The organism is Streptomyces sp. WG7 (assembly GCF_049975785.1).
In the GTDB taxonomy this organism is placed as follows: domain Bacteria; phylum Actinomycetota; class Actinomycetes; order Streptomycetales; family Streptomycetaceae; genus Streptomyces.
Genome location: NZ_JBNGGE010000010.1, coordinates 66334 through 88236 on the forward strand (window position 1 = coordinate 66334; position 21903 = coordinate 88236).

Below are 21903 nucleotides of genomic sequence, written 5' to 3' on the forward strand. Positions count from 1 at the left end.
GCCTCGCGGCGGTGATCGGTTCCAGGCTCGGTTCGTAGCCGTAGCCGTAGCCGTAGCCGTAGCCGTAGCCGTAGCCGGTCCGGTCAGGCCCGCTCCGCCACCACCGCCGGGTCGTCCAGGACAGCGCGCACAACCGAGTGTGCGGCGCCGAGCAGCGGTCCCTGAGGGCCGAGCTCCGACACGGAGACCGGGCAGGCCGGTCCCGCCGTGCGCCGGGCCAGTTCGTCCCGCAGCGACGGCAGCAGCCAGGGTGCGAGTCCGGCCAGCGCGCCGCCCAGCACCACGCTCTCGGGGTCGAGCAGGTTGACCGCCCCGGTCAGCGCGATGCCGAGCGCCGTGCCCGCGTCGCGCAGGGCACGTCGTACGGCCTCGTCGCCCTCGGCGGCACGCCCCGCGAGCAACCCGACGCGATCCGCGCCCGGCTCCACGCCCGCCGCACGCAGTACCGCCTTCTCACCGGCGTACTGCTCCAAGCACCCGCGCCCGCCACAGGGGCACTCCGGCCCGTCGGGGCTGACCGGCATGTGCCCGAGCTCGCCGGCGAATCCCCGGGTACCGCGCAGCAGCCGTCCGTCGACGACCACGGCCGCACCGATGCCGATCTCGGCCGAAACGTGCAGGAAGTCCCGTGGGGTGCCTTCGCCGAGCCACAGTTCGGCCAGCGCGCCGAAGTTGGCCTCATTGTTCACGGTCAGCGGCAGGTCCGCGGGCAGCAGTGCGCCCAGATCCGCGTCGTGCCAGTCCAGGTTCGGCGCGCGTACGACGGTACGGGCGTCCCGCGCCACGAGACCGGGCACGGCGACCGCGAGCCCGGCCGGCCACAGCCCCTCGGCCTCCGTCTCCGAGACGACCTGTCGCACCAGGCCGGTGAGCTGCTCGATCACCGGCTCCAGCGAGCGGCCCCGATTGCTGCCGTACCGCACGACTCGTGACCGCACCTGGCCACGCAGGTCGACCGCGCAGACCGCGAGGTGGTCGACGCCGACCTCCGCCCCGATGCCGGCCGGGCCCTTCGCGCTGACAGCGAGCGCCGACCCGGGACGCCCCACCCGGCCGGGACGCTCGGGGCCGAGTTCTTCCAGCAGGCCCGAGCGGATGAGCTCGTCCACGAGTGTGGACACCGCGGCACGCGTCAGCCCGATCCGTGAGGCCACGGCTGCCCGGGACAGCGGGCCCTCGGCGCTGACGGTGTGCATCACCCGGGCGAGGTTGCGACGGCGCATCCCCTGCTGGGTGTCCGGCAGCGGGCGCCCGGGGCGGGCCGGGTGTGCTTCGTGTGGCGGTGCGGTCATGCCTCCGTCAGCCCCTGGTCTGTCATCGGTCTGTCATCGGTCGGTCGGTCGTCGGTCGGTCATCGGCCTGTGCCCCGGTCGGTCCCATCCTCGGCCATGTACCGCCTGGGCGCGGGCCCGCCGGACGTACGTCGTCTCCGACAGCGCCCGGCGGTCGCCGAGGGCACTGCCGGAGGACAGCCGGGAACGTCCACGGGCGACGCCCCCCTGGGCGGCCTGGCCCAGGACGCTCTGCGACGACGAGCGTCGGGTCGCGCGGGCCCTCTGGCTGCCCGCTTGGCTGTCCTCCGTCGGCGCGTGCCGGGCGCGTTTCCACGGTGGACGTCTCCGTCACCGGTGAACGTGATCGCGGCCCGGGCACACCCTCCGAGAGTGTGCGCAGGCCGCCCGTCACGTCGGCATGCCCGGCGACGCCCCGCGCCCGGTGCCCCGCGGGAGCAGCCCGTGACGGTGCCCGTCGATGGCGTCGCCCGCGTGAACGCGTCCTCAGCGGGAGTCCGCGTTCCGTTCCAGCAGCGGTGCCGCGTCGGAGAGTACCCCGCTGATCCTGGTCAGTGTCGCCTCGTCCCGTTCCACGGCGTCGAGTACCGGCCCGGCAGCCGTGTTCCAGCGCCGGGCGACCGCCGCCGCGTCCTCGCCGGTCAGCAGGCCGGCCGCCTGCGCCGCGGCGCCGAGGGCGACCAGTTCCCTGGCCTCGGGGATCTGGACCGGACGCCCCGACAGCCGTCGTATGGTCTGCTGCCAGGCAGTCCCGCGTGCGCCGCCGCCGATCAGCAGCAGTGGCGTGGACGGGTCCGCGTCGGCGTCGAGGACCAGGTCGAGCGCGCCGAGCAGCGAGTGGACGGCGCCGTCGTACGCCGCCTGGAGCAGCTGGCCGGCGGTGGTGTCGTGGCGCAGGCCGTGCAGAAGGCCGGAGGAGTGCGGCAGGTTCGGCGTGCGTTCGCCGTCCAGGTAGGGCAGGAGCGTGATGTCGGTGCCGGGCTCGACGGCTTCCCGGTCCAGGCCCAGCAGGGCCGCGACGCGGTCGACTGCGAGTGTGCAGTTGAGAGTGCAGGCCAGCGGCAGCCAGTCGCCGCGGGCGTCGGCGAAGCCCGCCACGGTGCCGGTCGGGTCGGCGGGGCGTCGCTCCGAAACGGCGTACACGGTGCCGGACGTTCCGAGGCTCATCACCGGTACGCCGGGACGCAGCCCGAGTCCCAGCGCGGCTGCCGCGTTGTCGCCGGTCCCGGCGGCGACCAGGGTGCCCCTGGAGAACGGCAGGTCGTGGCCGTCGCGCACGGTGCCGGCCACCTCCCCGGGCCGGACCACTCGGGGCAGCAGTGCCGGATCGAGCCCCACGCGCGCGAGGATCTCCTCGTCGTACGCCTCGGTGCCGGACGCCCACCATCCGGTGCCGGACGCGTCGCCGCGATCGGTGGTGCCCTCACCGGTGAGGCGCTCGGTGAGGTAGTCGTGGGGGAGGCGTACGGCCTTCGCCGAGCGCGCGGCCTCCGGCTCGTGCTCAGCCAGCCAAGCCCACTTGGTCACCGTGAACGAGACGCTGGGCACGCTGCCCGTGCGCTCCGCCCAGAACTTGGGGCCGCCCAGTTCCTCGATGAGACGACGGGCCTGCGGGGCGGAGCGCACGTCGTTCCACAACAGGGCCGGACGCACCGGGTCGCCGTGGACGTCCAGCGTGACGAGTCCGTGCTGCTGCCCGCCGATCGACACCGCGGCGGCCTCACGCGCGGCGTCACCGCACTGGTGCAGGGCCTCGCGCAGCGCGTCCCACCACTGACGCGGATCGCTCTCGCGCCCGGCTCCGGTGGACACGACGTGGGGGGCCTGGCCGCTTGCGACGACCCGGCCGGTGGCCGCGTCGACGACCAGCGCCTTGGTGGACTGGGTGGACGTGTCCACGCCGACGACGAGCGGACCCTCGGCTGCTGACATCGGACTTCTCCCTCTTCCGCGGCTCTGCGGGGATCTGACTGGACTTGCCTGGACGGACCTGCACTGAGCAGGGGTTTCGCGGTTCCTCGGTCCTCGTGACTCGGACGTCACTCCTTCGGGGACGCCTTGTCTCTTCCCAGGACCGTGTGTGCATACTAATTTGTAAAGCGCCATGACGAAATAGTCGGCGGCAAGTGATCGGCAGCGAGCGAGGAGCCACGGAATGAACTACCAGCCCACTCCCGAGGACAGGTTCACGTTCGGTTTGTGGACGGTCGGTTGGCAGGGTCGGGACCCCTTCGGTGACGCCACCCGCCGGGCGCTGGACCCGGCGGAGTCGGTGCGGCGCCTGGCCGAGCTGGGCGCCTACGGGGTCACGTTCCACGACGACGACCTGATCCCGTTCGGGTCGAGCGACACCGAGCGCGAGGAGCACGTCAAGCGGTTCCGGCAGGCGTTGGACGCGACGGGCATGAAGGTGCCGATGGCGACGACGAACCTGTTCACGCATCCGGTGTTCAAGGACGGCGCGTTCACCGCGAACGACCGGGACGTGCGCCGGTACGCCCTGCGCAAGACGATCCGCAACATCGATCTCGCGGTGGAGCTCGGCGCCAGCGTCTATGTCGCCTGGGGCGGCCGGGAGGGCGCGGAGTCCGGCGCGGCCAAGGACGTGCGGGACGCGCTGGACCGTATGAAGGAGGCCTTCGACCTGCTCGGCGAGTACGTCACCGAGCAGGGCTACGACCTGAAGTTCGCGATCGAGCCCAAGCCGAACGAGCCGCGCGGTGACATCCTGCTGCCGACGGTGGGCCATGCGCTGGCGTTCATCGAGCGGCTGGAGCGGCCGGAGCTGTACGGCGTGAACCCGGAGGTCGGCCACGAGCAGATGGCGGGGCTGAACTTCCCCCACGGGATCGCGCAGGCGCTGTGGGCGGGCAAGCTGTTCCACATCGACCTCAACGGCCAGTCGGGTATCAAGTACGACCAGGACCTCCGGTTCGGCGCGGGCGACCTGCGATCCGCGTTCTGGCTCGTGGACCTGCTGGAGAGGGCCGGATACGCGGGGCCGCGGCACTTCGACTTCAAGCCGCCGCGGACCGAGGACCTCGACGGGGTGTGGGCGTCGGCCGCGGGCTGCATGCGCAACTACCTGATCCTCAAGGACCGGGCTGCCGCCTTCCGCGCGGACCCGCAGGTGCAGGAGGCCCTCGCCGCGGCTCGGCTGGACGAACTGGCCCGCCCGACCGCGGAGGACGGTCTCGCGGCGCTGCTGGCCGACCCGACCGCCTTCGACACGTTCGACGTGGACGCGGCCGCTGCCCGCGGCATGGCCTTCGAACACCTCGACCAGCTCGCCATGGACCACCTCCTCGGCGCCCGCTGAGCGGTCCGGCCGCTGTGCGAAGGCTCCGGCCCCTTCCGGTTCACGGACGCTGTTGATGAATCCCGTCGCATGACGCCGAGCGGAGCGGCGGTCCCCGGCGACGCGCCGAGTGCGCGCTTCTCGCCGGGGCACTCGCTCCGACCGAGGCCCCAGGGCAGGTGCCTGGCGGCCGTCGGACGGATTCGCCCACAGCGCACGGTTCACGGACGGGGCCGGAGCCCGTCCGGCTGTGAGAACCCGTGCGCAGCCGCACGATCGGTCACCGGGTCTCGTTGCTGCCGCTGCCGCTGCCGCTGCCGCTGCCGCTGCCGCTGCCGGTCAGGCGGGCCGGTGCGGCGTGGGAGTCCGAGTCGTTCGTCGTCCTGAAGCCGCGCATCCACGGGGGGCAGGCATCCCGGGCGGTTCACGGAAGCTGCCGGGCGCCGTTCGGAACCTCTCCGCGCCCCCGCTCCGCATGCGTGCCAAGGTCGGCAGGGCCCGGCATCCGCGCTCGTCGCAGGTGGTGCTTGGTGCTCCTCGCCCGGCCCTGCCCCAGCCCCGGCACCTTGTCGCCGATGCCGGGACGGTCCTGCGCCGGCCCTCGTCCCGGGCAACGGTCTGTTCCTCGCCCGGTCCCGGTACCCGCGTCGGCCGGGGCCGCCCCGACGCTCGGTCCCGGTACCCGCGTAGGCCGGGGCCGCCCCGACGCTCGGTCCCGGTACCCGCGTAGGCCGGAGCCGCCCCGACGTCGGGGCCGGGTATCAGGGCTCGTCCCCGGCGGCGAGCACCGCCGTGGCCAGCGCCGTCGCCGGATCCTGAGTGGCGCCGCCCACGGGGATCCAGTGGCCGCGCTCCTTGCGGTAGGGCCACCAGCGGCCGTCGGGGTCCAGGCGGAGTTGGTGCGGCGCGCCGACGACGGTCCACCGGTTTGCCCGCGCCCGCAACGACGGCCGCTCGTCCTCGTCCCAGGCCGATTCCAGTGCCGCACGCGCGCGTGCGAGCGTGTCGCCCGTAACCGTCCACTCCTCCTCGAGCACGGACAGAGCGGCTCCGCCGCCGAGCCGCCACGCGTGTACGGCGACGGCCAGTGCCTCCTGGCCGCGCCCCGAGCCGTCGCCGAGGCGGTGCAGCACCTCCGTCCCGGGGTCGCCCGCGGCCAGGCGTACCGCGTCCTGCGAACAGGTCGCTTCCTCGCCCACCGCGAGCCGACCGTGCGCGCTGTGCAGGGCCTCGGCGAGCAGACGGTGGCCCTCCGCCGCGGTCCGGGAGGCCAGGAAGGCCAGGGCGGCCGGGTCGACGCCCGGGGGCGGCGCGCTCTCGGTGTCCAGGGACGGTGGTACACCCGGACCCTCCCGGAGGTCGGGCGGGACAGGCAGCGGAGGCAGTACGTGCCCCGCCGCGTACGCCTCCGCGGCGTCCACGCCCTCAGGGCGCGAGGCATCGCCCTCTGAGGGTGTGTCGCCGCGCGTCTGAAGGGCGTCGAGTACGGCCCGCTCCGCGCGTCCCCGCATCAGCAGCAGGACGAAGGGGTCCTGGTCCAGCAGCCGGGCAACCTGGTAGCAGAGAGCCGCCGTGTGCCCGCAGTGGTCCCAGGCGCCGCAGTCGCACTCCGGTTCCAGGTCGCCCAGTCCCGGCAGCAGGTCGATCCCGGCGTTCGCGGCGTCCTCCACCAGGTGCGGCGGCATGTCGCGGTCCAGCAACGCCGCGACGTGCCCGGACCGCTCGATCGCCATGTCGACGAAGTGGTCCCACTGGGCGTCGGACAGCTTCTCCAGCAGGACGTCGGCCCGGTGCGCCGTGCGGTCCCGGTCCTGGACGACCGCGGTGATGCGTCCCGGACGTACCGACACCGCGCCGACCGCTCCCGCGCGCGCGAGCCGGCGGCCCGTCTTCACCTGTGCCGTGTCCAGAGCCGCGTCCTCCAGTGCCTTCAGCCAGGCCAGACCCCACCAGGTCTGCGCGAAGCCCCGCCCGTGTGCGGGCGGCAGCGCGGCGAACGTCCGTTCCGTGTCATCGTCGTACCGGGTCATCGCATACCCCCTCGCAGCTCGACCAGGTCGGCCAGCTCCGCGTCCGTCAGCTCCGTGAGCGCCGCCTCACCCGTTCCCAGCACCGCGTCGGCGAGTTCCCGCTTCCGGTTCAGCAGGGCGGCGATGCGGTCCTCTATGGTTCCCTCGGCGACCAGCCGGTGCACCTGCACGGGGCGGGTCTGGCCGATGCGGTAGGCGCGGTCGGTGGCCTGCGCCTCGACGGCCGGATTCCACCAGCGGTCGTAGTGCACGACGTGCTCCGCGCGCGTGAGGTTCAGTCCGGTGCCCGCGGCCTTCAACGACAGCAGGAAGACCGGGACCTCGCCGTCCTGGAACCGCCGCACCAGCGTCTCCCGACCCGTGACGGACGTGCCGCCGTGCAGGAACAGCGAGGCCACGCCGCGGGCGGCCAGGTGCTGTTCGAGGAGACGTGCCATCTGCACGTACTGCGTGAAGACCAGCACACTCGCCTCCTCGGCGAGGATGGTGTCGAGCAGTTCGTCCAGCAGTTCCAGCTTCCCCGAGCGGCCCGTGATCCTCGGCTGTTCCTCCTTGAGGAACTGTGCCGGGTGGTTGCAGATCTGCTTGAGACCCGTCAGCAGTTTCACGATCATGCCGCGACGCGCCATGCTGTCGGCTCCGGCGATCTCCGCGAGCGCCTCGCGCACCACCGCCTCGTACAGCCCGGTCTGTTCCGCGGTCAGCGACACCGGGTGGTCCGTCTCGGTCTTCGGCGGCAGCTCTGGGGCGATTCCGGGATCCGACTTGCGGCGCCGCAGCAGGAACGGCCGTACGAGCCGCGCCAGCCGTTCCGCCGCCGCCGGGTCCTGGCCGCCCTCGACGGCCTGTGCGTAGTGCCTGCGGAAGGTGCCGAGCCGGCCCAGCAGCCCCGGGGCGGCCCAGTCGAGGATGGCCCACAGTTCGGAGAGGTTGTTCTCCACCGGGGTGCCGGTGAGCGCCACGCGCGCGCGTGCGCCGATGGAGCGCAGTTGCCGCGCGGTCTCCGAGTACGGGTTCTTCACGTGCTGGGCCTCGTCGGCCACGACCATGCCCCACTGCACGGCGGAGAGCCGGTCGGTGTCCAGGCGCATCGTGCCGTAGGTGGTGAGCACGAACTCGCCCTCGGCCAGCCCTTCCAGGTCGCGCCTGGCACCATGGAAGCGGCGTACTGGCGTGCCGGGTGCGAACCGTTCGATCTCGCGCTGCCAGTTGCCCATGAGGGAGGTCGGGCACACCACCAGAGTGGGTCCGGCGGCCGACGCGTCGGTCTGCCGGTGCAGGTGCAGGGCGATCAGCGTGATGGTCTTGCCGAGGCCCATGTCATCGGCGAGACAGCAGCCCAGGCCCAACGACGTCATGCGGGCCAGCCAGTTGAGCCCCCGTCGCTGGTAGTCGCGCAGTGTGGCGTCGAGGGCGGCGGGCTGCTCGACGGCATCCTGGGCCTCGGGGTCGGCGAGCCGCTCCCGCAGGGCCGCCAGCCATCCCGTGGGGCGCACCTCGACACGGTGCCCGTCGACCTCCGTCGAGCCCGTCAGGGCCGCGGAGAGCGCGTCGACCGGCGTGACCTTGTGGTCCTGCCGGGTACGGGCGCGGCGGGCCTCCTCGGGGTCGACGAGCACCCACTGGTCGCGCAGGCGTACCACGGGACGGTTGGCCTCGGCCAGCAGCTCCAGTTCCTCGCGCGTGAGCCGCTGCTCGCCCAGGGCGAAGGACCAGTTGAAGGCCAGCAGCGCGTCGGCGGACAGGAACGACGGGCCGGTGTCCGACGAGGCCGTGCGCGGCGCCGGCTCGTCGTCGGGCGGTCCTACCTCCGCGCGGGCGGTCAGGTCCCGGGCCAGCTCTCTCGGCCAGTGCACGTCGACGCCCGCGCCGGCGAGTGCCTGGGAGCCCCGCCCGAGGAGCTCGGTGACCTCTTCGTCGGCGAGTTCGACGGCGTCCGGCACGGCGGCGGAGAGCAGCGGTGCGAGAGCGGGCCAGGCCCGTGCCGCACGGCGGAGTGCGAGCAGCACGTCCATCCGCGCGCGCGTGCCGAACGCGTCGCCCACGCCACCCGCCCACACCTCGGCGGTGTCCGCGACGAGCGCGGGGTCGCTCACGCTGTGTACCTGGAGCACGGCCCGGAACGCCGGCCCGGTGTCCTGGGAAGCCGCGGCCGACAGGCCACGCACCTCGACACGCAGCGACAGCCGTACGCCCATGTCGTGTCCCGCGGCGATGTCGGCGGCCCATTCGCTCAGCTCGGGCGTGCGCCGGGGCTCCCGCGAGGCGTAGGCGGGCCCGGCCGTCACGAGTTCGGCGGCGGGGGAGCGGGGGAGTGTGTCGGCCAGGGCGTCCAGGAAAGCACGCACCAGCCGTTCCGGGTCGGGCAGCCGCAGGGGTTCGACATCGTCGACGGGTACCGCGTGGGCCTCGGGCGGCATGGCGGCGGCGAGATGGCGGACCCGCTCGGTCTCCTCCGCCCCCAGCGGGCCCATGCGCCAGGCGTCGTGGTCGGTCGCGGACAGGCCGGGCAGCAGCAGCCCGCGCGCCACCAGGTGCAGTGCCTCGACGGCGACGGCGCCCCAGAACACGGTCGCCCGGTGGCCGTCCGCGCCGGCACGCGCGCGCGTGAGGACCGGCAGGGCCGCCCGCACCGGCAGCAGCACCGCGGGCACACCCACCGCGGCAACGCCGTCACCGTCGGGCAGTACGACCGTCAGGTTTTCCGCGGACCCCGGTGACAGGGCCGCGGGGACCTCGCCGTCGGGCCGCCAGAAGGCGACTTTGCCGGTGCGGGCGGGGTCGCCGGGCAGGAAAACGGCACAGCAGCGGGCGAGTTCGGAGATCTCGGAAAGTGTCGCCGGGAGGGTGGTCTGCGCAGCGATGATGTATTCCTCAAATTTGACTAGCTGGGGACGCGGTCGCTGGCTGTACATGATTGCCGAGGCTTCGGGGTGCGGTCGGGCTGTGGCGTGAGTCACTCTTCAGGTGGGGGATGCTCTCTCCGGAGGGAGTGGCCGACGGGGTCTCGCGGATGCGTCAGGGATCTCAGCGATGCGACGGGATTTCAGGAGGTGTGCAAGGGACCTCAGGGGTGCGTAAGGGTACGGCCTCAGGGGCGTCTCAGGGTCGCGGTACGGAACCGCCGGGAGCGCGGGCCCGTTTTCAGGACAGAGAGCGGCAGTGGCCGCGAAGGAGGCGACACCATGTCGAAGAACGCCAAGGTCGCAGCAGGGGGTGTGGCGGCCGGGCTCATCCTGCTGATCTGGCTGCCCTGGTGGGCCGCCCTGCTTATAGTTCTGGGAGTCCCGGCGGCCGCGTACCTCATCCTGGACCCCGCGCAGCGGCGCAGGCTGCGCCGCGTCACGCGCAAGGAGATCGGCCGCTGAGGCGCTGACGCGGCGCCGAGGCCGTCTCGGCAAGGGCCAGGGAGCGGACGGCGCCGCCGTCCGCGGTCCTGCCGGTCGTGTGGTCCGCCGGCGGCGCGGTGGCCCCGCCCCACCCAAGCCGTCTGCGCGTCCAACGCCGACCGGGAGCAGGACAGGACCGGCCACGGTCTCCCGGGCTCCCTGCCGCCCGGACCGTCGACGTGCGTGCCGCCGCGGGCCGTGCGGCAGCGGTGCGGCTCGCCTCGACCGCAGTGCCGACCGTGTGCGCGCACCCGTCGGAGCCGGCGGCCTCGGCGCGGGTCAGCTCGGCCGTACGGCCATCGCGTCGAGGGCCTCCAGGAGTCCGGGCAGCAGCGGACCCCGGCCCACCGGCAGGACCTCACCGGGTTCTTCGTCGAGCAGGACGAAGGCGATGTCGTCGGTTCTGGCGACGAGCGACCAGCCGGGGCCGTCGGCACGCAGCGTCCGCGCGTCCCCCGGCGCGAACGACGACCGGACCCGGCCGAGCGGCGGAGGCGTGTCGACGTAGGCGCGGGCCTCCGCGAGCACCCGCCGGACACCGCCGTGTCCGGACCGACCGGCGTCGGCCTTGTTCGTGGCGCCGGCCTCGTCCGTGGCGTCGTTCGCGACGTCCTCGCCGGCGCCTGCGCTCCCCACCGGCCCACTGCCCGGCGTGCCGCCCGCCGAATCGTCGTCGCCGCGCGCCACCAGGGATTCCGCGTCGTCGACCTGTTTCCGCCACTGCGTCCACTGCAGGGCGATCTCGTCGGCTCCCAGGCGCCGCTGCGCGGGCCCCCAGACAGTGGTGTCCGGCGGCGACAGCGCGGGCTGGTCGGCCGACTCGGGGCCGGGATCGTGCGGTGCGGGCAGGCCGGGGGCCGCCACGGCGACCGCGAGAGGCCAGCCGGGCAGCGCGGCGACGACCGTACGCTCGTCCGGCGACAGGTCGTGCTCCAGGCCGCAGTCCCAGGACGCCACGGCGACGGCGACCAGCGAGACGTCGTCGATGACGACGGTCCACCGGGCGCCGTCACCGTCCTGACCGAGCACCAGGCCGTAGCCGTCGGCCAGCGGTGGGAGACCGATCGCCGCGCACGCCTGCGGGTAGTCGTCGCCCAGCACACTCGGAAACTGCGCCGGTGTCAGCAGCGCCGCCGTGAGCACGTAGAGCGCGTCGTCCGCGGTGGCGACGGCGTCCTCGTCCGTCCCGGCCATCCCAGCCTCCCCATCGGTTCGCCCAATGGCGCGCACCCTAGTGTGGTCGGGAAGCCGTTGTCACGACTCCCAGACGCACCCGAGCTGCGGCTTTTCCGGGTGGACGGGGGCGAATCGACCACTCGCGCCGGACCGTAGGGTCAGCCCGTGGGCAGTCCCAGGAGCTCGCGGGCCACGTCCCGGGGCGACTGGCCGCGTTCCCGCGCGAGCGTGATCACGGCCCGGCACGCCAGCTCGTTCACGCCGAACGACAGAGCCTCCGGTGACACCCAGCCCGCCGCCTCGTCGATCCGCTCCTGGTCGTCGTCCGCACACGCCGATACGTACGCGGCCGCGGCCTCGAACAGGTTGTGCGAGCGCTGCTCCCCTCTCGTGTCGCCCCCAGTTCGCCGAGCGGCGCGAGTTCTCTCCCAGGCCTCGCGGATCCTGCCGAACAAACGGACCACCCCTCCCTGCCAACGGCCACGGCCGTACGTACATCTCCCCCTGTTCAACGTAGTGTTGACACTCCGGCGGCAGAAGGGAACGGTCACGGTGAGGCGTTTCGAACGGCTGGCACAGATCCGGCGGATGGACCCTTACAGGGATGCTTCGGAGATCTACCGCCTGGCTTCGGCCTATGAGTTCCCCTGGGACTTCGCCCGCGCCCTCGAGCTGGCGCTCTACCGCACCTACGCCGTTCCGAGCATCGGCCGGCTGCTGGCCGAGACAGCGGAGTTCACGGGCCGGCCGCAGAAGCGGTACGACGACACGGCGCTGCTGCTCGATGCCGTGGTCGAGCACGGATTCGGCAGCGAGCAGGGCCGCACGGCCATCCGGCGGATCAACCAGATGCACCGCAGCTACGACATCACCAACGACGACATGCGGTACGTCCTGTGCACGTTCGTCGTGACTCCGAAACGCTGGATCGACACCTACGGATGGCGAAGGATGTCGCGCCACGAGACCATCGCCTCCGCGGTCCACTACCGCACGCTGGGGCGGCACATGGGCATCAAGGACATCCCCGGTTCCTACGAGGAGTTCGAAGCCTGCCTCGACGCCTACGAGGAGGCCCACTTCGCGTGGGACGAGGGGGCGCGCCGGGTCTCCGACGCCACCCTCGACCTCATGGCCTCCTGGTACCCGAGTCCTCTCGCCCCGCTCCTGCGGATCGGGACCCTCGCCCTGCTCGACGAGCCGCTCCTGCGGGCCTTCCGGTACACCCCGCCGAGTCCCGCCACCCGCACGCTCGTGCGCCGCGCCGTGCGGCTGCGCGGCCGCGCGGTGCGCCTGATGCCGCCGAGGCAGGCCCCGCACCACGCCCGGCAGAACCGGGAGATCAAGGGCTATCCGAACGGCTACCGGCTGGCGGAGCTGGGCACCCGCCCGGTCCCGGGCGTACGGAGCTGCCCGGTCCGCCACCTCGGCACGTCAGGCGCCGAGTGAACCGATCGTCTCGCGCAGCCAGCTGAGCTCGGCCCGGGAGGTGGCTCGCGCGATGGTCAGGACGCCACGCCGGAAGGGGTCGTCCACCTCCTCGGCGCCCAGTGGGCGGTCGCCGTCGCCGTCGTCCTCGCCCACCGGAGGCCCGAGCTGGTCTCCCGCCTGGTCCTCACGGAGGCCAACCTCGACGCCTCCCCGCCGCCGACCGCGGGCAGCAGCCGCATCGCCTCCTACGAGGAGGACGACTTCGTCAACGGCGGCCACGTGCGCGTGCTGGAGAGCGTCGGCGCTCTGTGGGCGGCGACGATGCGGCTGGCCGACCCACGAGCCCTGCACCGCTCCGCCGTCGGACTCCGACGGGGGACGACGCCCGTGGTGCGCACCCTCCTCGAAGGGCTTCCGATCGACCGTGTGTACCTGCAGGGCGAGCTCAGCGGTGAACTGGAGGGCCGCGAAGCGCTGGAAGCCGCCGGCGTGCGCGTGGTGACCGTGCCGGGGGCCGGGCACGACGTGATGTTCGACCGTCCCGACGCCTTCGCGGCGGCGGTCGCGGGACGGAGTTGACCGCTCGCCCTCGGTCAAGCGGTCAGGTCCTCGCGCACGGCCAGGGCCAGGAAGCGGACGTCCTCGTCGACGTACGACGTCATGCGCCACCCGGAACCGGCCAGCAGCGGCCGGAGATTGGACTCGGCACGCAGATCGTCCGGCGTGATCCGCCGCCCCTGCCGGGCCGCGAGCGCCGCCCTTCCGATCGGGTGGAACAGCGCCAGCACACCGCTGGGTCTCACGACGCGAGCCAACTCCCGTAGGTTTTCCGCGGGATCGGGCAGGTGCGCGACGAGGCCCGCCGCGAATACGGCGTCGAGCGACCGGGATCGCAGCGGCAGCGCCGCGACGTCGGTCAGCAGCAGCTGTCCGTCACGGTCCCTCCCCGCCCGTACGGCGGCCTGGAGCATGGCGGGTGTCAGGTCGGCCCCGACGACGAGGCCCGACGGTCCCACGGCCGAGCGCAACGGGCGCAGGGCGCGTCCGGTGCCGCAGCCCGCGTCGAGCACGTGGGCCCCTTGGCGCAGGCCCAGCTCGGCGACCGCGGCCGCGTAGGCGGGGCCGTCGTCGGGGAACCGGCTGTCCCAGTCGGCGGCACGGGCGCCGAAGAACTCCTGGACGTGCGTGTGGTCGTTGCTCATCTCCGCATGATCCCCCAAAGGCACAGCAGGTGCCGCGGGGCACATGTTCGAGTGTGGTGCGGTCGATCCGTCGTTTTCCTGGGGCAGACAGCGACGGCTTCCGGCATCCGCCCCCGCAGTGCGCCCTTGCCGGGACCGGCGTCCCGGGGCCATGGGATGGGGCAGCTGGACCACGCCGCCCCGGGCCGGCTGCCCCCGCGCCGGCACGCCGCTACGACGACCCACGGCGCCCCGCGCGACCTCGTGCTCGAGCCGGGAACCCCGGTCGCGCGGTGAGACGCCCGGGACCGCGACACGGGGAAGGAGGTGCTGATTCTGCCCGTCGAGTGTGCCGGGCGGATGCACACCGCCCGGCTGCCCGACTCCACGCGCTGACCGGAGCGGCTCTCCCGGCCGGGACGGCCTCAGTCCGCCACGGCCTTCTGGGCCAGGACCTTGTCCACGGTGACACGGACGAGAAGCTCGCCCGGAACGCCGTTGCGGGCCCCGAACTCCTCGGCGCGCTCCTCGCCCATGTACCGGGCCCCGATCCGGGCGGCCCAGTGACGGAGGTCGTCGAGGTCCTCCGAGATCCGGGCGCTTCCCTGCAGCACGACGAAACCGAAGGGCGGCCGGTCGTCGTCCACGCACAGGGCGACCCGGCCGTCACGGACCAGATTGCGTCCCTTCACGGTGTCCTTGCCGGTGTTGAACACGACGTCGTTCCCGTCCAGCAGGAACCAGATCGGCGCCACATGCGGGCTGCCGTCCGCCCGAACGGTCGAGAGCTTCCCGGTGCGGGTGCCGTCCGAGACGAACGCCCGCCATTCCTCATCGGTCATCTTGTGTGCCATGCCCCCATCCTCCTTGCCCGTAGCACGAGCGTGGTGAAGGCTGGCGGGCAGATCCTCCGACCAGAGGGGGCGACCATGCACACGGGGACAACACGGGGAGATCGGATCATGGTGCAGAACCAGGGACTCGGCTGGCTGCTGGACGACCTGACCGAGCGCGTCGAACACGTCCGGCACGCGTTGGTCCTGTCCAACGACGGGCTGGTCACCGGAGCCAGTACGGGTCTGCGACGCGAGGACGCCGAGCACCTCGCCGCCGTCTCGTCCGGACTGCACAGCCTGGCCAAGGGCTCGGGCCGCCACTTCGGCGCGGGACAGGTACGCCAGACGATGGTCGAGTTCGACGATGCCGTGCTGTTCGTCACCGCCGCCGGCTCGGGCAGCTGCCTGTGCGTGCTCAGCGGCGCGGAGACCGACATCGGACAGATCGCCTACGAGATGACGCTGCTCGTGAACCGGGTCGGTGAGCACCTCGACATCGATGCGCGACAGCCAGGCCGGATATCGCCCACAGAGCTCTGACCTGGGCATTCAAAGCACCCGTGGGGTCGGCCGCGGAGTTGTCCACAGGCCCGCCACGAATGTCGCGACAGCGGCTACGGTTTTTTGTGTCAGGCGGGCGCGGACGGCGTCGGCCGCACACTCCACGGGGGAGACGAGCATGTCCGGCAACACCATCGGGCACGAGATCACGGCCACCACCGAGCAGATCGGCGCCCCTTGCGGCACCAGTCGCGACAACTCGCTCACGCCGGGCCGCGCGGCGCGAGAACTCGGCCTCAAGCGCCGCGACTTCGACCTCGCGGTACGTCTCGGCCGCATCCGCACCGTACCCGACGAGGGAGGAGGAGGGGGCGGCCGGCGCGTCGCCCGCGACGAGATCGAGCGGATCCGGGCGGAGGAGGGCCTGACCGAGGCGCTGAGGGAGAGCGTCCGAGCCGTCGGGACCACGGAGGGGGCGGCCCTCATGGGAGTGACCAGGGCCAGGTTCACCCGCCTCGCACGGCTGGGGCTGCTGGTGCCCGTGGCGTTCTACGTCAACCGCTACCGCGCCGTCGTCTGGCTCTACCTGGCCGACGACCTACGGCAGTTCGCGGCCGACGAGAGGATCTCCGCACTGCTGAGGGGCCGAACACCCGAGGGGCTGCGGGACCAGTTGGCCGAAGGCCTGGACCTGCGACCCCGCAACTGGCGGGGCCGGCACCTGGGATTCCTGCTCCGCCAGGCCGACGACCCGTGGGCCCGAGCCGCGGCCGTGGCGTCGCTGCTCGACCCGGTCGAGGTCTCGGAGGTCGTCAGGGACCCCTACGAGCGTTCCCATCTGAACCGGTTCCGTCCGGCGCCGCCGGCCCACGGCTCGCCCGGCTCCCCGGCCGCGCAGCTCGTGGAGGAGATCATGACGGCGGCCGACCCGGACGAGATCGACTGGCTCCGCACGGACCTGGCGGGCGCGGTGGAAGCCGCTCGCGGTCAGCGTCCGGCGCCACGCCCAGTGCCACGCCCGGCCCTTCGCCCGGTGCCGCCCCCGCCCGACCGGGAATCCACCCGGCACGAGGCGGAGCCGACCGGACGGTTCCGCAGCCTGCTCGGCCGACTGCGGCGCAGAGCCGCGTGACCTACAAGGCCCGGAACAGCCCTTCCTGGACGACGGAGACCAGCATGCGCCCCTCCGTGTCGTAGATCCGCCCCCGGGCCAGGCCCCGCCCGCCGGTGGCGATCGGCGACTCCTGGTCGTACAGGAACCACTCGTCCGCGCGGAACGGCCGGTGGAACCACATGGCATGGTCCAGCGACGCCATGTCGAAACCCCGCGGACCCCACAGGGGTTCCACCGGGATGCGCACGGCGTCCAGGAGGGTCATGTCGCTGGCGTAGGTCAGGGCACAGGTGTGCACGAGCGGGTCGTCGCCGAGCGGCCCGACCGCGCGCATCCACACCGCGCTCCGGGGCTCGGCGCTCCGGACGTCATCGGCGTTCCAGCGCAGCCGGTCGACATAGCGGATGTCGAAGGGCTGGCGGCGGGCCATCCGCTCGAACTGCTCCGGCAGCGCGCCCAGATGCTCCCGCACCTCGTCGGCGACCGTCGGCAGGGACTCGGGATCCGGCACCTTGCGGGCCGGCGGCAGCTGGTGCTCGAAACTTCCCTGCTCAGGCTTGTGAAAGGAGGCGGTGAGATTGAAGATCGTGCGGCCCTGCTGCACCGCGGTGACCCGGCGGGTCGTGAACGACCGCCCGTCCCTCACCCGTTCCACCTGGTACACGATCGGGACGCCCGGGCGCCCCGGCCGCAGGAAGTACGCGTGCAGCGAGTGCACCGGGCGGTCACCCTCCGTGGTGCGGCCCGCGGCGACCAGCGCCTGGCCGGCCACCTGGCCGCCGAAGACCCGCTGCAGCGACTCCTCGGGACTGCGGCCACGGAAGATGTTGACCTCGATCTGCTCCAGGTCGAGCAGGGCGACGAGGCTCTCGGCCGGGTTCGTCATCAGTGGGATTCTCCTGTGTTCACAGCTGGCCGACATCGGTGACGCGGACGACCGCCCGGCCCTCGGCGTCGGAGGCCGTGAGGTCGACCTCCGCGCTGATGCCCCAGTCGTGGTCGTCGTTCGGGTCGTCGAAGATCTGCCGCACACGCCACAGGCCGTTTCGCGGCTCCTCCTCGATGACCAGCAGCTTGGGACCGCGGGCGTCGGGGCCGGTGCCGAGGTCGTCGTACTCGTCCCAGTACTTGTCCATGGCCTCGCCCCACGCGTCGGCGTCCCAGCCGGCGTCGGAATCCATCTCGCCCAGCGCCTCGACCTGGTCGAGGGCCGCCAGCTCGACACGGCGGAACATGGCGTTGCGGACGAGGACACGGAAGGCGCGCGCGTTGGCGGTGACCGGCCGCACCTGGTCGGCCTTCTCCTGCGCCTCCTCGGCGGTCATCTCCTCCGGGTTGGCGAGCTGCTCCCACTCGTCCAGCAGGCTGGAGTCGACCTGGCGCACCATCTCGCCGAGCCACTCGATCAGGTCCTGCAGGTCGTCGGACTTCAGATCGTCCGGCACCGTGTGGTCGAGGGCCTTGTAGGCGCTCGCGAGGTAGCGCAGCACGATGCCCTCGGTACGGGCCAGTTCGTAGTGGGAGACCAGCTCGGTGAAGGTCAGCGCCCGCTCGTACATGTCCCTGATGACGGACTTCGGCGACAGCGGATGGTCACCGACCCAGGGGTGGCTCCTGCGGTAGGTGTCGTAGGCGTGGAAGAGCAGTTCCTCCAGCGGTTTCGGGTACGTGATGTCCTGGAGGCGCTCCATGCGCTCCTCGTACTCGACGCCGTCCGCCTTCATCGCGGCCACGGCCTCACCGCGCGCCTTGTTCTGCTGGGCGGCGAGGATCTGCCGCGGGTCGTCCAGCGTGGACTCGACGACGGACACCATGTCCAGCGCGTACGACGGCGACTCCGGGTCCAGCAGCTCGAAGGCGGCCAGGGCGAACGTGGAGAGCGGCTGGTTCAGCGCGAAGTCCTGCTGCAGGTCCACCGTGAGACGGACGACGCGTCCCTCGGCGTCCGGCTGATCGAGTTTCTCGACGATGCCGCCGTCCAGCAGCGAGCGGTAGATGGCGATCGCCCGACGGATGTGCCTGAGCTGCTGCTTGCGCGGCTCGTGGTTGTCCTCCAGCAGGTGCCGCATCGCCGCGAAGGCGTCGCCGGGCCGGGCGATTACCGACAGCAGCATGGTGTGGGTGACGCGGAAGCGGGACGTCAGCGGTTCCGGATCGGAGGTGATGAGCTTGTCGAACGTGCTCTCCGACCACGCCACGAAGCCCTCGGGAGCCTTCTTGCGGACGACCTTGCGCCGCTTCTTCGGGTCGTCACCGGCCTTGGCGAGCGCCTTCTCGTTCTCGACGACGTGCTCGGGCGCCTGGGCGACGACGAAGCCCTCCGTGTCGAACCCGGCGCGCCCGGCCCGGCCGGCGATCTGGTGGAACTCCCGGGCCCGCAGCGTCCGCACCCGGGTGCCGTCGTACTTGGTCAACGCCGTGAACAGCACGGTACGAATGGGGACGTTGACGCCCACGCCGAGCGTGTCCGTTCCGCAGATCACCTTCAGCAGGCCGGCCTGCGCGAGCTTCTCCACCAACCGCCGGTACTTGGGCAGCATGCCGGCGTGGTGGACACCGATGCCGTGCCGGACATAGCGGGAAAGGTTGCGGCCGAACTTCGTGGTGAAGCGGAAGTTGCCGATCAGCTCGGCGATCCGCTCCTTCTCCTCACGCGTGCACATGTTGATGCTCATCAGCGCCTGTGCCCTTTCCACGGCCTGCGCCTGTGTGAAGTGCACGATGTAGACGGGAGCCTGCCGGGCCGCCAGCAGATCGGTGAGGGTCTCGGTGAGCGGCGTGTAGCGGTACTCGTAGGAGAGCGGCACGGGCCGCGTGGCCGAGCGGACCACCGCCGTGGGACGGCCCGTGCGGCGCGCGAGGTCCTTCTCGAAGAAGGAGACGTCACCGAGCGTGGCCGACATCAGGACGAACTGGGCCTGCGGCAGCTCCAGCAGGGGAATCTGCCAGGCCCAGCCGCGGTCCGGTTCCGCGTAGAAATGGAACTCGTCCATGACGACCTGGCCGACATCCGCGTGCTTGCCGTCACGCAGAGCGATGGACGCCAGGACCTCGGCGGTGCAGCAGATGACGGGGGCGTCGGCGTTCACGGAGGCGTCGCCGGTCAGCATGCCGACGTTCTCGGTGCCGAAGATCTTGCACAGCTCGAAGAACTTCTCCGACACCAGCGCCTTGATCGGGGCCGTGTAGAAGGTGACCTCGTCCCGGGCCAGGGCGGCGAAGTGGGCGCCTGCCGCGATCATGCTCTTGCCGGAGCCGGTGGGCGTCGACACGATCACGTTCGCGCCGGAGACCGCCTCGATCAGCGCCTCCTCCTGGTGGGGGTAGAGCGTGAGACCGCGCTCCTGGGCCCACGCCTCGAAGGCTTCGTACAGGGCATCGGGGTCGGCGGTCCGCGGCAGCTGGTCGATGAGGGTCACGCCCCCATCTTGCCTGCCCCGAGTCGTGATGGGGGAATCGGCTGTCCGCATGAAGATCACGAACGCTACGCTGGGTCGCCGACGAGACATCGGTGGACCCGGACAACTGCACAGTGGTACACGAGGAATGGGGCGGGCAACGGCGATGATGGGACCAGCGCACTCACTGTCGGGCGCCGCGGCGTGGCTCGGGGTCGGGGCGGCGACCGCCGCCGCAGGGCATCCGATGCCCTGGCCGGTGCTGCTCGCCGGAGCCCTGATCTGCGCCGGCGCGGCGCTCGCTCCGGATCTCGACCACAAGGCGGCCACCATCTCCCGGGCCTTCGGACCGGTCTCACGGGGCCTGTGCGAGATCGTCGACAAGCTGTCGTACGCCGTCTACAAGGCGACGAAGAAGCAGGGCGACCCGCGCCGCTCCGGCGGGCACCGCACGCTGACGCACACCTGGCTGTGGGCGGTCCTCATCGGCGGGGGCACGTCGGTTCTGGCCATCACGGGTGGCCGCTGGGCGGTCCTGGCGATTCTCTTCGTGCACATGGTGCTGGCCATCGAGGGCCTGCTCTGGCGGGCGACTCGCGGCTCCAGCAGCGATGTGCTGGTCTGGCTGCTGGCCGCGACCAGCGCGTGGATCCTCGCCGGGATACTGGACAAACCCGACGGTGGCGCGGACTGGCTGTTCACCGCGCCGGGCCAGGAGTACCTGTGGCTGGGGCTGCCGATCGTGCTCGGCGCGCTGGTGCACGACATCGGGGACGCGCTGACCGTCTCGGGCTGCCCCGTGCTCTGGCCGATACCGATCGGCCGCAAGCGCTGGTACCCCATCGGCCCGCCGAAGGCCATGCGGTTCCGGGCGGGCAGCTGGGTGGAGCTGAAGGTGCTGATGCCGGCGTTCATGCTGCTCGGGGGAGTGGGCGGCGCGGCGGCCCTCAACTTCATCTGAGGGACGCGGGGCATCCGGCCAGGTCAGCCGGTCCCGTCGGCGCCCTGCCCCTCGCCTGCGCCGTAGCGCCGTTCGAAGCGGGCGACACGCCCCTCCGAGTCAACCGTCCGCGCCTTGCCCGTGTAGAAGGGGTGGCTTTCGGAGGAGATCTCCACGTCCACGACCGGGTAGGTCTCGCCGTCGTCCCACGCGATGGTCTGATCGCTGGTCGCGGTGGACCGGGTGAGGAAGGCGTACCCGGCGCCGCGGTCACGGAAGACGACGGGCCGGTACTCGGGATGCTTGTCCTGCTGCATGGCTGCTCCTCGTGCGGCGCGGATCATCGGGGCGACGACGCGGAAGCGCCGCCGCGGGTGGTGTCAGCCGGGCAGGGAGTCCTCGTCGACGACGTGCATCGCGGCCTCCTCGGCGGAGGCAGCCGCGCCGTCGATGCCCACGTCCATGGCGACCAGCGCGGGCTCCTCGTCCTCGTGTGCTCCCTCGTCGGGCGCCACGAGCCGACCGGAACGGTCCGTGCCGACCTCGTTGTCCAGCAGTTCGCCGTCGGTGCCGTCCGAGTCGCCCAGTCCGTCGCCATCGGGTGCGAGCACGTCCGGCCGCTCCTCGGCGAGCCGCTGCTCCAGTGTCTCGCCCTGACGGCGCTCGGCGGCAGTCACACCGGTGTGCTCCACCGCCCAAGGGCGCTCGGGCGGGGACCAGCCCCGGTCGAGGGGATCGTCGACACCGTCGTACTCGAGGGTGTCCTCGCCGTCGAGCAGCCCGGTGTCTTCCCTCTGCTCGGATCCGTCGGGCTGGTAGACGTCATCTCCCCATCCGTCGGCGCTGTTCACGGGTACCTCCAGGGGGGTGGGGCGGGCCCGTTCTCTCCGTGGACCACGGCGGCCGCCGCTGCACGGGGCACAGGCGCCACCCGTCGCAGTACCGCACTCGTCCAGGGCCTGCTCCGAGCCGGTGCCTCCTTCCACCCTTCCACTCCCGTTCGGGACCCCGCAACGGCACGGCCGCCGACCGGGCACCCGACGCCCCGGCCCCCGGGCCGGCCAGTGGCCCTGCACCGGCCGGACCAGGGGCCGGAACCTGCCGAGCACCGACCCCGTCCGGTCGACCCTTTCTGGTCGGCCCTTTCCGTCGGCCCCGTCCGGTCGGCCCCGTCCGGTCGACACCGGCCGACTCGGGCTTCGGGTCGACTCGGGCTTCGGGTCGACTCGGGCCTCCGGTCGACTCGGCCTCCGGTCGGCTCCGGACGAACACCGGCCGACTCCGCCGAAAGCCGATGGGCTGGGTCCGGCCGAACAC

Annotated in this window: 18 protein-coding genes and 3 pseudogenes; 8 read left to right on the forward strand and 13 right to left on the reverse strand. The window is 72.4% G+C overall.

Annotated elements, in window-relative coordinates:
* Positions 1–83 precede the first annotated feature (83 nt).
* Positions 84–1292 (reverse strand): ROK family protein, encoded by a 1209-nt coding sequence (locus ACP4J0_RS13415; RefSeq protein WP_426598878.1) that lies wholly within the window; start codon positions 1290–1292, stop codon positions 84–86.
* Between the two features lie 486 nt (positions 1293–1778).
* Positions 1779–3224: a xylulokinase gene (xylB, locus tag ACP4J0_RS13420; RefSeq protein WP_426598879.1), complete on the reverse strand. Its 1446-nt coding sequence runs from the start codon at positions 3222–3224 to the stop codon at positions 1779–1781.
* A 223-nt stretch (positions 3225–3447) separates the two neighbouring features.
* Between xylB and xylA the strand changes: the two genes are divergently transcribed.
* Positions 3448–4611: a xylose isomerase gene (gene xylA, locus ACP4J0_RS13425; protein WP_426598880.1), complete on the forward strand. Its 1164-nt coding sequence runs from the start codon at positions 3448–3450 to the stop codon at positions 4609–4611.
* A gap of 740 nt (positions 4612–5351) precedes the next feature.
* On the opposite strand, the gene ACP4J0_RS13430 is transcribed toward xylA, so the two are convergent.
* Both ACP4J0_RS13430 and ACP4J0_RS13435 read right to left on the reverse strand, forming a co-directional pair.
* On the reverse strand, positions 5352–6620 hold the full coding sequence (locus ACP4J0_RS13430) for an SWF or SNF family helicase (RefSeq protein WP_426598881.1): 1269 nt from the start codon (positions 6618–6620) through the stop codon (positions 5352–5354).
* A complete protein-coding gene (locus ACP4J0_RS13435; RefSeq protein WP_426598882.1) occupies positions 6617–9535 on the reverse strand; it encodes a DEAD/DEAH box helicase in 2919 nt (972 codons plus the stop codon). Before ACP4J0_RS13435 ends, ACP4J0_RS13430 begins: the two co-directional genes overlap by 4 nt.
* 270 nt (positions 9536–9805) lie before the next feature.
* Here ACP4J0_RS13435 and ACP4J0_RS13440 point away from each other — a divergent pair, with 270 nt between their 5' ends.
* Positions 9806–9988: a hypothetical protein gene (locus tag ACP4J0_RS13440; protein WP_426598883.1), complete on the forward strand. Its 183-nt coding sequence runs from the start codon at positions 9806–9808 to the stop codon at positions 9986–9988.
* Between the two features lie 300 nt (positions 9989–10288).
* Here ACP4J0_RS13440 and ACP4J0_RS13445 read toward each other — a convergent pair whose 3' ends face one another.
* A complete protein-coding gene (locus ACP4J0_RS13445; protein ID WP_426598884.1) occupies positions 10289–11203 on the reverse strand; it encodes a hypothetical protein in 915 nt (304 codons plus the stop codon).
* 140 nt (positions 11204–11343) lie between these two features.
* Complete coding sequence (locus ACP4J0_RS13450) at positions 11344–11640, reverse strand: hypothetical protein (RefSeq protein WP_426598885.1); 297 nt, start codon at positions 11638–11640, stop codon at positions 11344–11346.
* Between the two features lie 97 nt (positions 11641–11737).
* Between ACP4J0_RS13450 and ACP4J0_RS13455 the strand changes: the two genes are divergently transcribed.
* Positions 11738–12634, forward strand: a complete 897-nt coding sequence (locus tag ACP4J0_RS13455; RefSeq protein WP_426598886.1) for an oxygenase MpaB family protein — start codon at positions 11738–11740, stop codon at positions 12632–12634.
* Here the strand turns inward: ACP4J0_RS13455 and ACP4J0_RS13460 are convergent.
* Positions 12620–12751: pseudogene (locus tag ACP4J0_RS13460) on the reverse strand (PadR family transcriptional regulator); the annotation flags it as partial. The gene ACP4J0_RS13455 and the pseudogene ACP4J0_RS13460 sit on opposite strands and share 15 nt — an antisense overlap.
* On the opposite strand from ACP4J0_RS13460, the pseudogene ACP4J0_RS13465 reads away from it, so the two are divergent.
* Positions 12746–13195 (forward strand): annotated as a pseudogene (locus ACP4J0_RS13465) (alpha/beta fold hydrolase); the annotation flags it as partial. The pseudogenes ACP4J0_RS13460 and ACP4J0_RS13465 sit on opposite strands and share 6 nt — an antisense overlap.
* 14 nt (positions 13196–13209) lie before the next feature.
* Here the strand turns inward: ACP4J0_RS13465 and ACP4J0_RS13470 are convergent.
* A complete protein-coding gene (locus tag ACP4J0_RS13470; RefSeq protein WP_426598887.1) occupies positions 13210–13818 on the reverse strand; it encodes a class I SAM-dependent methyltransferase in 609 nt (202 codons plus the stop codon).
* Between the two features lie 234 nt (positions 13819–14052).
* Here ACP4J0_RS13470 and ACP4J0_RS13475 point away from each other — a divergent pair.
* Positions 14053–14193: pseudogene (locus tag ACP4J0_RS13475) on the forward strand (ATP-binding protein); the annotation flags it as partial.
* A gap of 29 nt (positions 14194–14222) precedes the next feature.
* Here the strand turns inward: ACP4J0_RS13475 and ACP4J0_RS13480 are convergent.
* Complete coding sequence (locus ACP4J0_RS13480) at positions 14223–14651, reverse strand: PPOX class F420-dependent oxidoreductase (protein WP_426598888.1); 429 nt, start codon at positions 14649–14651, stop codon at positions 14223–14225.
* Between the two features lie 108 nt (positions 14652–14759).
* Between ACP4J0_RS13480 and ACP4J0_RS13485 the strand changes: the two genes are divergently transcribed.
* Together ACP4J0_RS13485 and ACP4J0_RS13490 are read left to right on the forward strand one after the other, a co-directional pair.
* A complete protein-coding gene (locus ACP4J0_RS13485; RefSeq protein ID WP_426598889.1) occupies positions 14760–15173 on the forward strand; it encodes a roadblock/LC7 domain-containing protein in 414 nt (137 codons plus the stop codon).
* A gap of 139 nt (positions 15174–15312) precedes the next feature.
* Entirely contained in the window at positions 15313–16266 is a 954-nt protein-coding gene (locus tag ACP4J0_RS13490; protein WP_426598890.1) for a DUF6397 family protein, read from the forward strand.
* Between the two features lies 1 nt (position 16267).
* Here the strand turns inward: ACP4J0_RS13490 and ACP4J0_RS13495 are convergent, their stop codons facing one another.
* The gene (locus tag ACP4J0_RS13495) at positions 16268–17134 is read right to left on the reverse strand and encodes an acyl-CoA thioesterase (protein WP_426598891.1); all 867 of its coding nucleotides are present in this window, start codon (positions 17132–17134) and stop codon (positions 16268–16270) included.
* Between the two features lie 19 nt (positions 17135–17153).
* Positions 17154–19667 carry a DEAD/DEAH box helicase gene (locus tag ACP4J0_RS13500; RefSeq protein ID WP_426598892.1) on the reverse strand — a complete coding sequence of 838 codons (2514 nt, stop codon included), beginning with the start codon at positions 19665–19667 and terminating at the stop codon, positions 17154–17156.
* 145 nt (positions 19668–19812) lie between these two features.
* On the opposite strand from ACP4J0_RS13500, the gene ACP4J0_RS13505 reads away from it, so the two are divergent.
* Positions 19813–20607, forward strand: a complete 795-nt coding sequence (locus ACP4J0_RS13505) for a metal-dependent hydrolase (RefSeq protein ID WP_426598893.1) — start codon at positions 19813–19815, stop codon at positions 20605–20607.
* Positions 20608–20630: 23 nt separating this feature from the next.
* On the opposite strand, the gene ACP4J0_RS13510 is transcribed toward ACP4J0_RS13505, so the two are convergent.
* Together ACP4J0_RS13510 and ACP4J0_RS13515 are read right to left on the reverse strand one after the other, a co-directional pair.
* Positions 20631–20903, reverse strand: coding sequence for a type B 50S ribosomal protein L31 (locus tag ACP4J0_RS13510; protein ID WP_426598894.1), 273 nt, complete (start codon positions 20901–20903; stop codon positions 20631–20633).
* A gap of 63 nt (positions 20904–20966) precedes the next feature.
* Positions 20967–21437, reverse strand: coding sequence for a DUF5709 domain-containing protein (locus ACP4J0_RS13515; protein WP_426598895.1), 471 nt, complete (start codon positions 21435–21437; stop codon positions 20967–20969).
* Positions 21438–21903: the final 466 nt, after the last annotated feature.

Excerpts from the sequence above, each read along its gene's own strand:
- ACP4J0_RS13415 (WP_426598878.1), bottom strand. The coding sequence starts at position 1,292 with ATGACCGCACCGCCACACGAAGCACACCCGGCCCGCCCCGGGCGCCCG.
- xylB (WP_426598879.1), bottom strand. The coding sequence starts at position 3,224 with ATGTCAGCAGCCGAGGGTCCGCTCGTCGTCGGCGTGGACACGTCCACC.
- xylA (WP_426598880.1), top strand. The coding sequence starts at position 3,448 with ATGAACTACCAGCCCACTCCCGAGGACAGGTTCACGTTCGGTTTGTGG.
- ACP4J0_RS13430 (WP_426598881.1), bottom strand. The coding sequence starts at position 6,620 with ATGACCCGGTACGACGATGACACGGAACGGACGTTCGCCGCGCTGCCG.
- ACP4J0_RS13435 (WP_426598882.1), bottom strand. The coding sequence starts at position 9,535 with ATGTACAGCCAGCGACCGCGTCCCCAGCTAGTCAAATTTGAGGAATAC.
- ACP4J0_RS13440 (WP_426598883.1), top strand. The coding sequence starts at position 9,806 with ATGTCGAAGAACGCCAAGGTCGCAGCAGGGGGTGTGGCGGCCGGGCTC.
- ACP4J0_RS13445 (WP_426598884.1), bottom strand. The coding sequence starts at position 11,203 with ATGGCCGGGACGGACGAGGACGCCGTCGCCACCGCGGACGACGCGCTC.
- ACP4J0_RS13470 (WP_426598887.1), bottom strand. The coding sequence starts at position 13,818 with ATGAGCAACGACCACACGCACGTCCAGGAGTTCTTCGGCGCCCGTGCC.
- ACP4J0_RS13480 (WP_426598888.1), bottom strand. The coding sequence starts at position 14,651 with ATGGCACACAAGATGACCGATGAGGAATGGCGGGCGTTCGTCTCGGAC.
- ACP4J0_RS13485 (WP_426598889.1), top strand. The coding sequence starts at position 14,760 with ATGGTGCAGAACCAGGGACTCGGCTGGCTGCTGGACGACCTGACCGAG.
- ACP4J0_RS13490 (WP_426598890.1), top strand. The coding sequence starts at position 15,313 with ATGTCCGGCAACACCATCGGGCACGAGATCACGGCCACCACCGAGCAG.
- ACP4J0_RS13495 (WP_426598891.1), bottom strand. The coding sequence starts at position 17,134 with ATGACGAACCCGGCCGAGAGCCTCGTCGCCCTGCTCGACCTGGAGCAG.
- ACP4J0_RS13505 (WP_426598893.1), top strand. The coding sequence starts at position 19,813 with ATGATGGGACCAGCGCACTCACTGTCGGGCGCCGCGGCGTGGCTCGGG.
- ACP4J0_RS13510 (WP_426598894.1), bottom strand. The coding sequence starts at position 20,903 with ATGCAGCAGGACAAGCATCCCGAGTACCGGCCCGTCGTCTTCCGTGAC.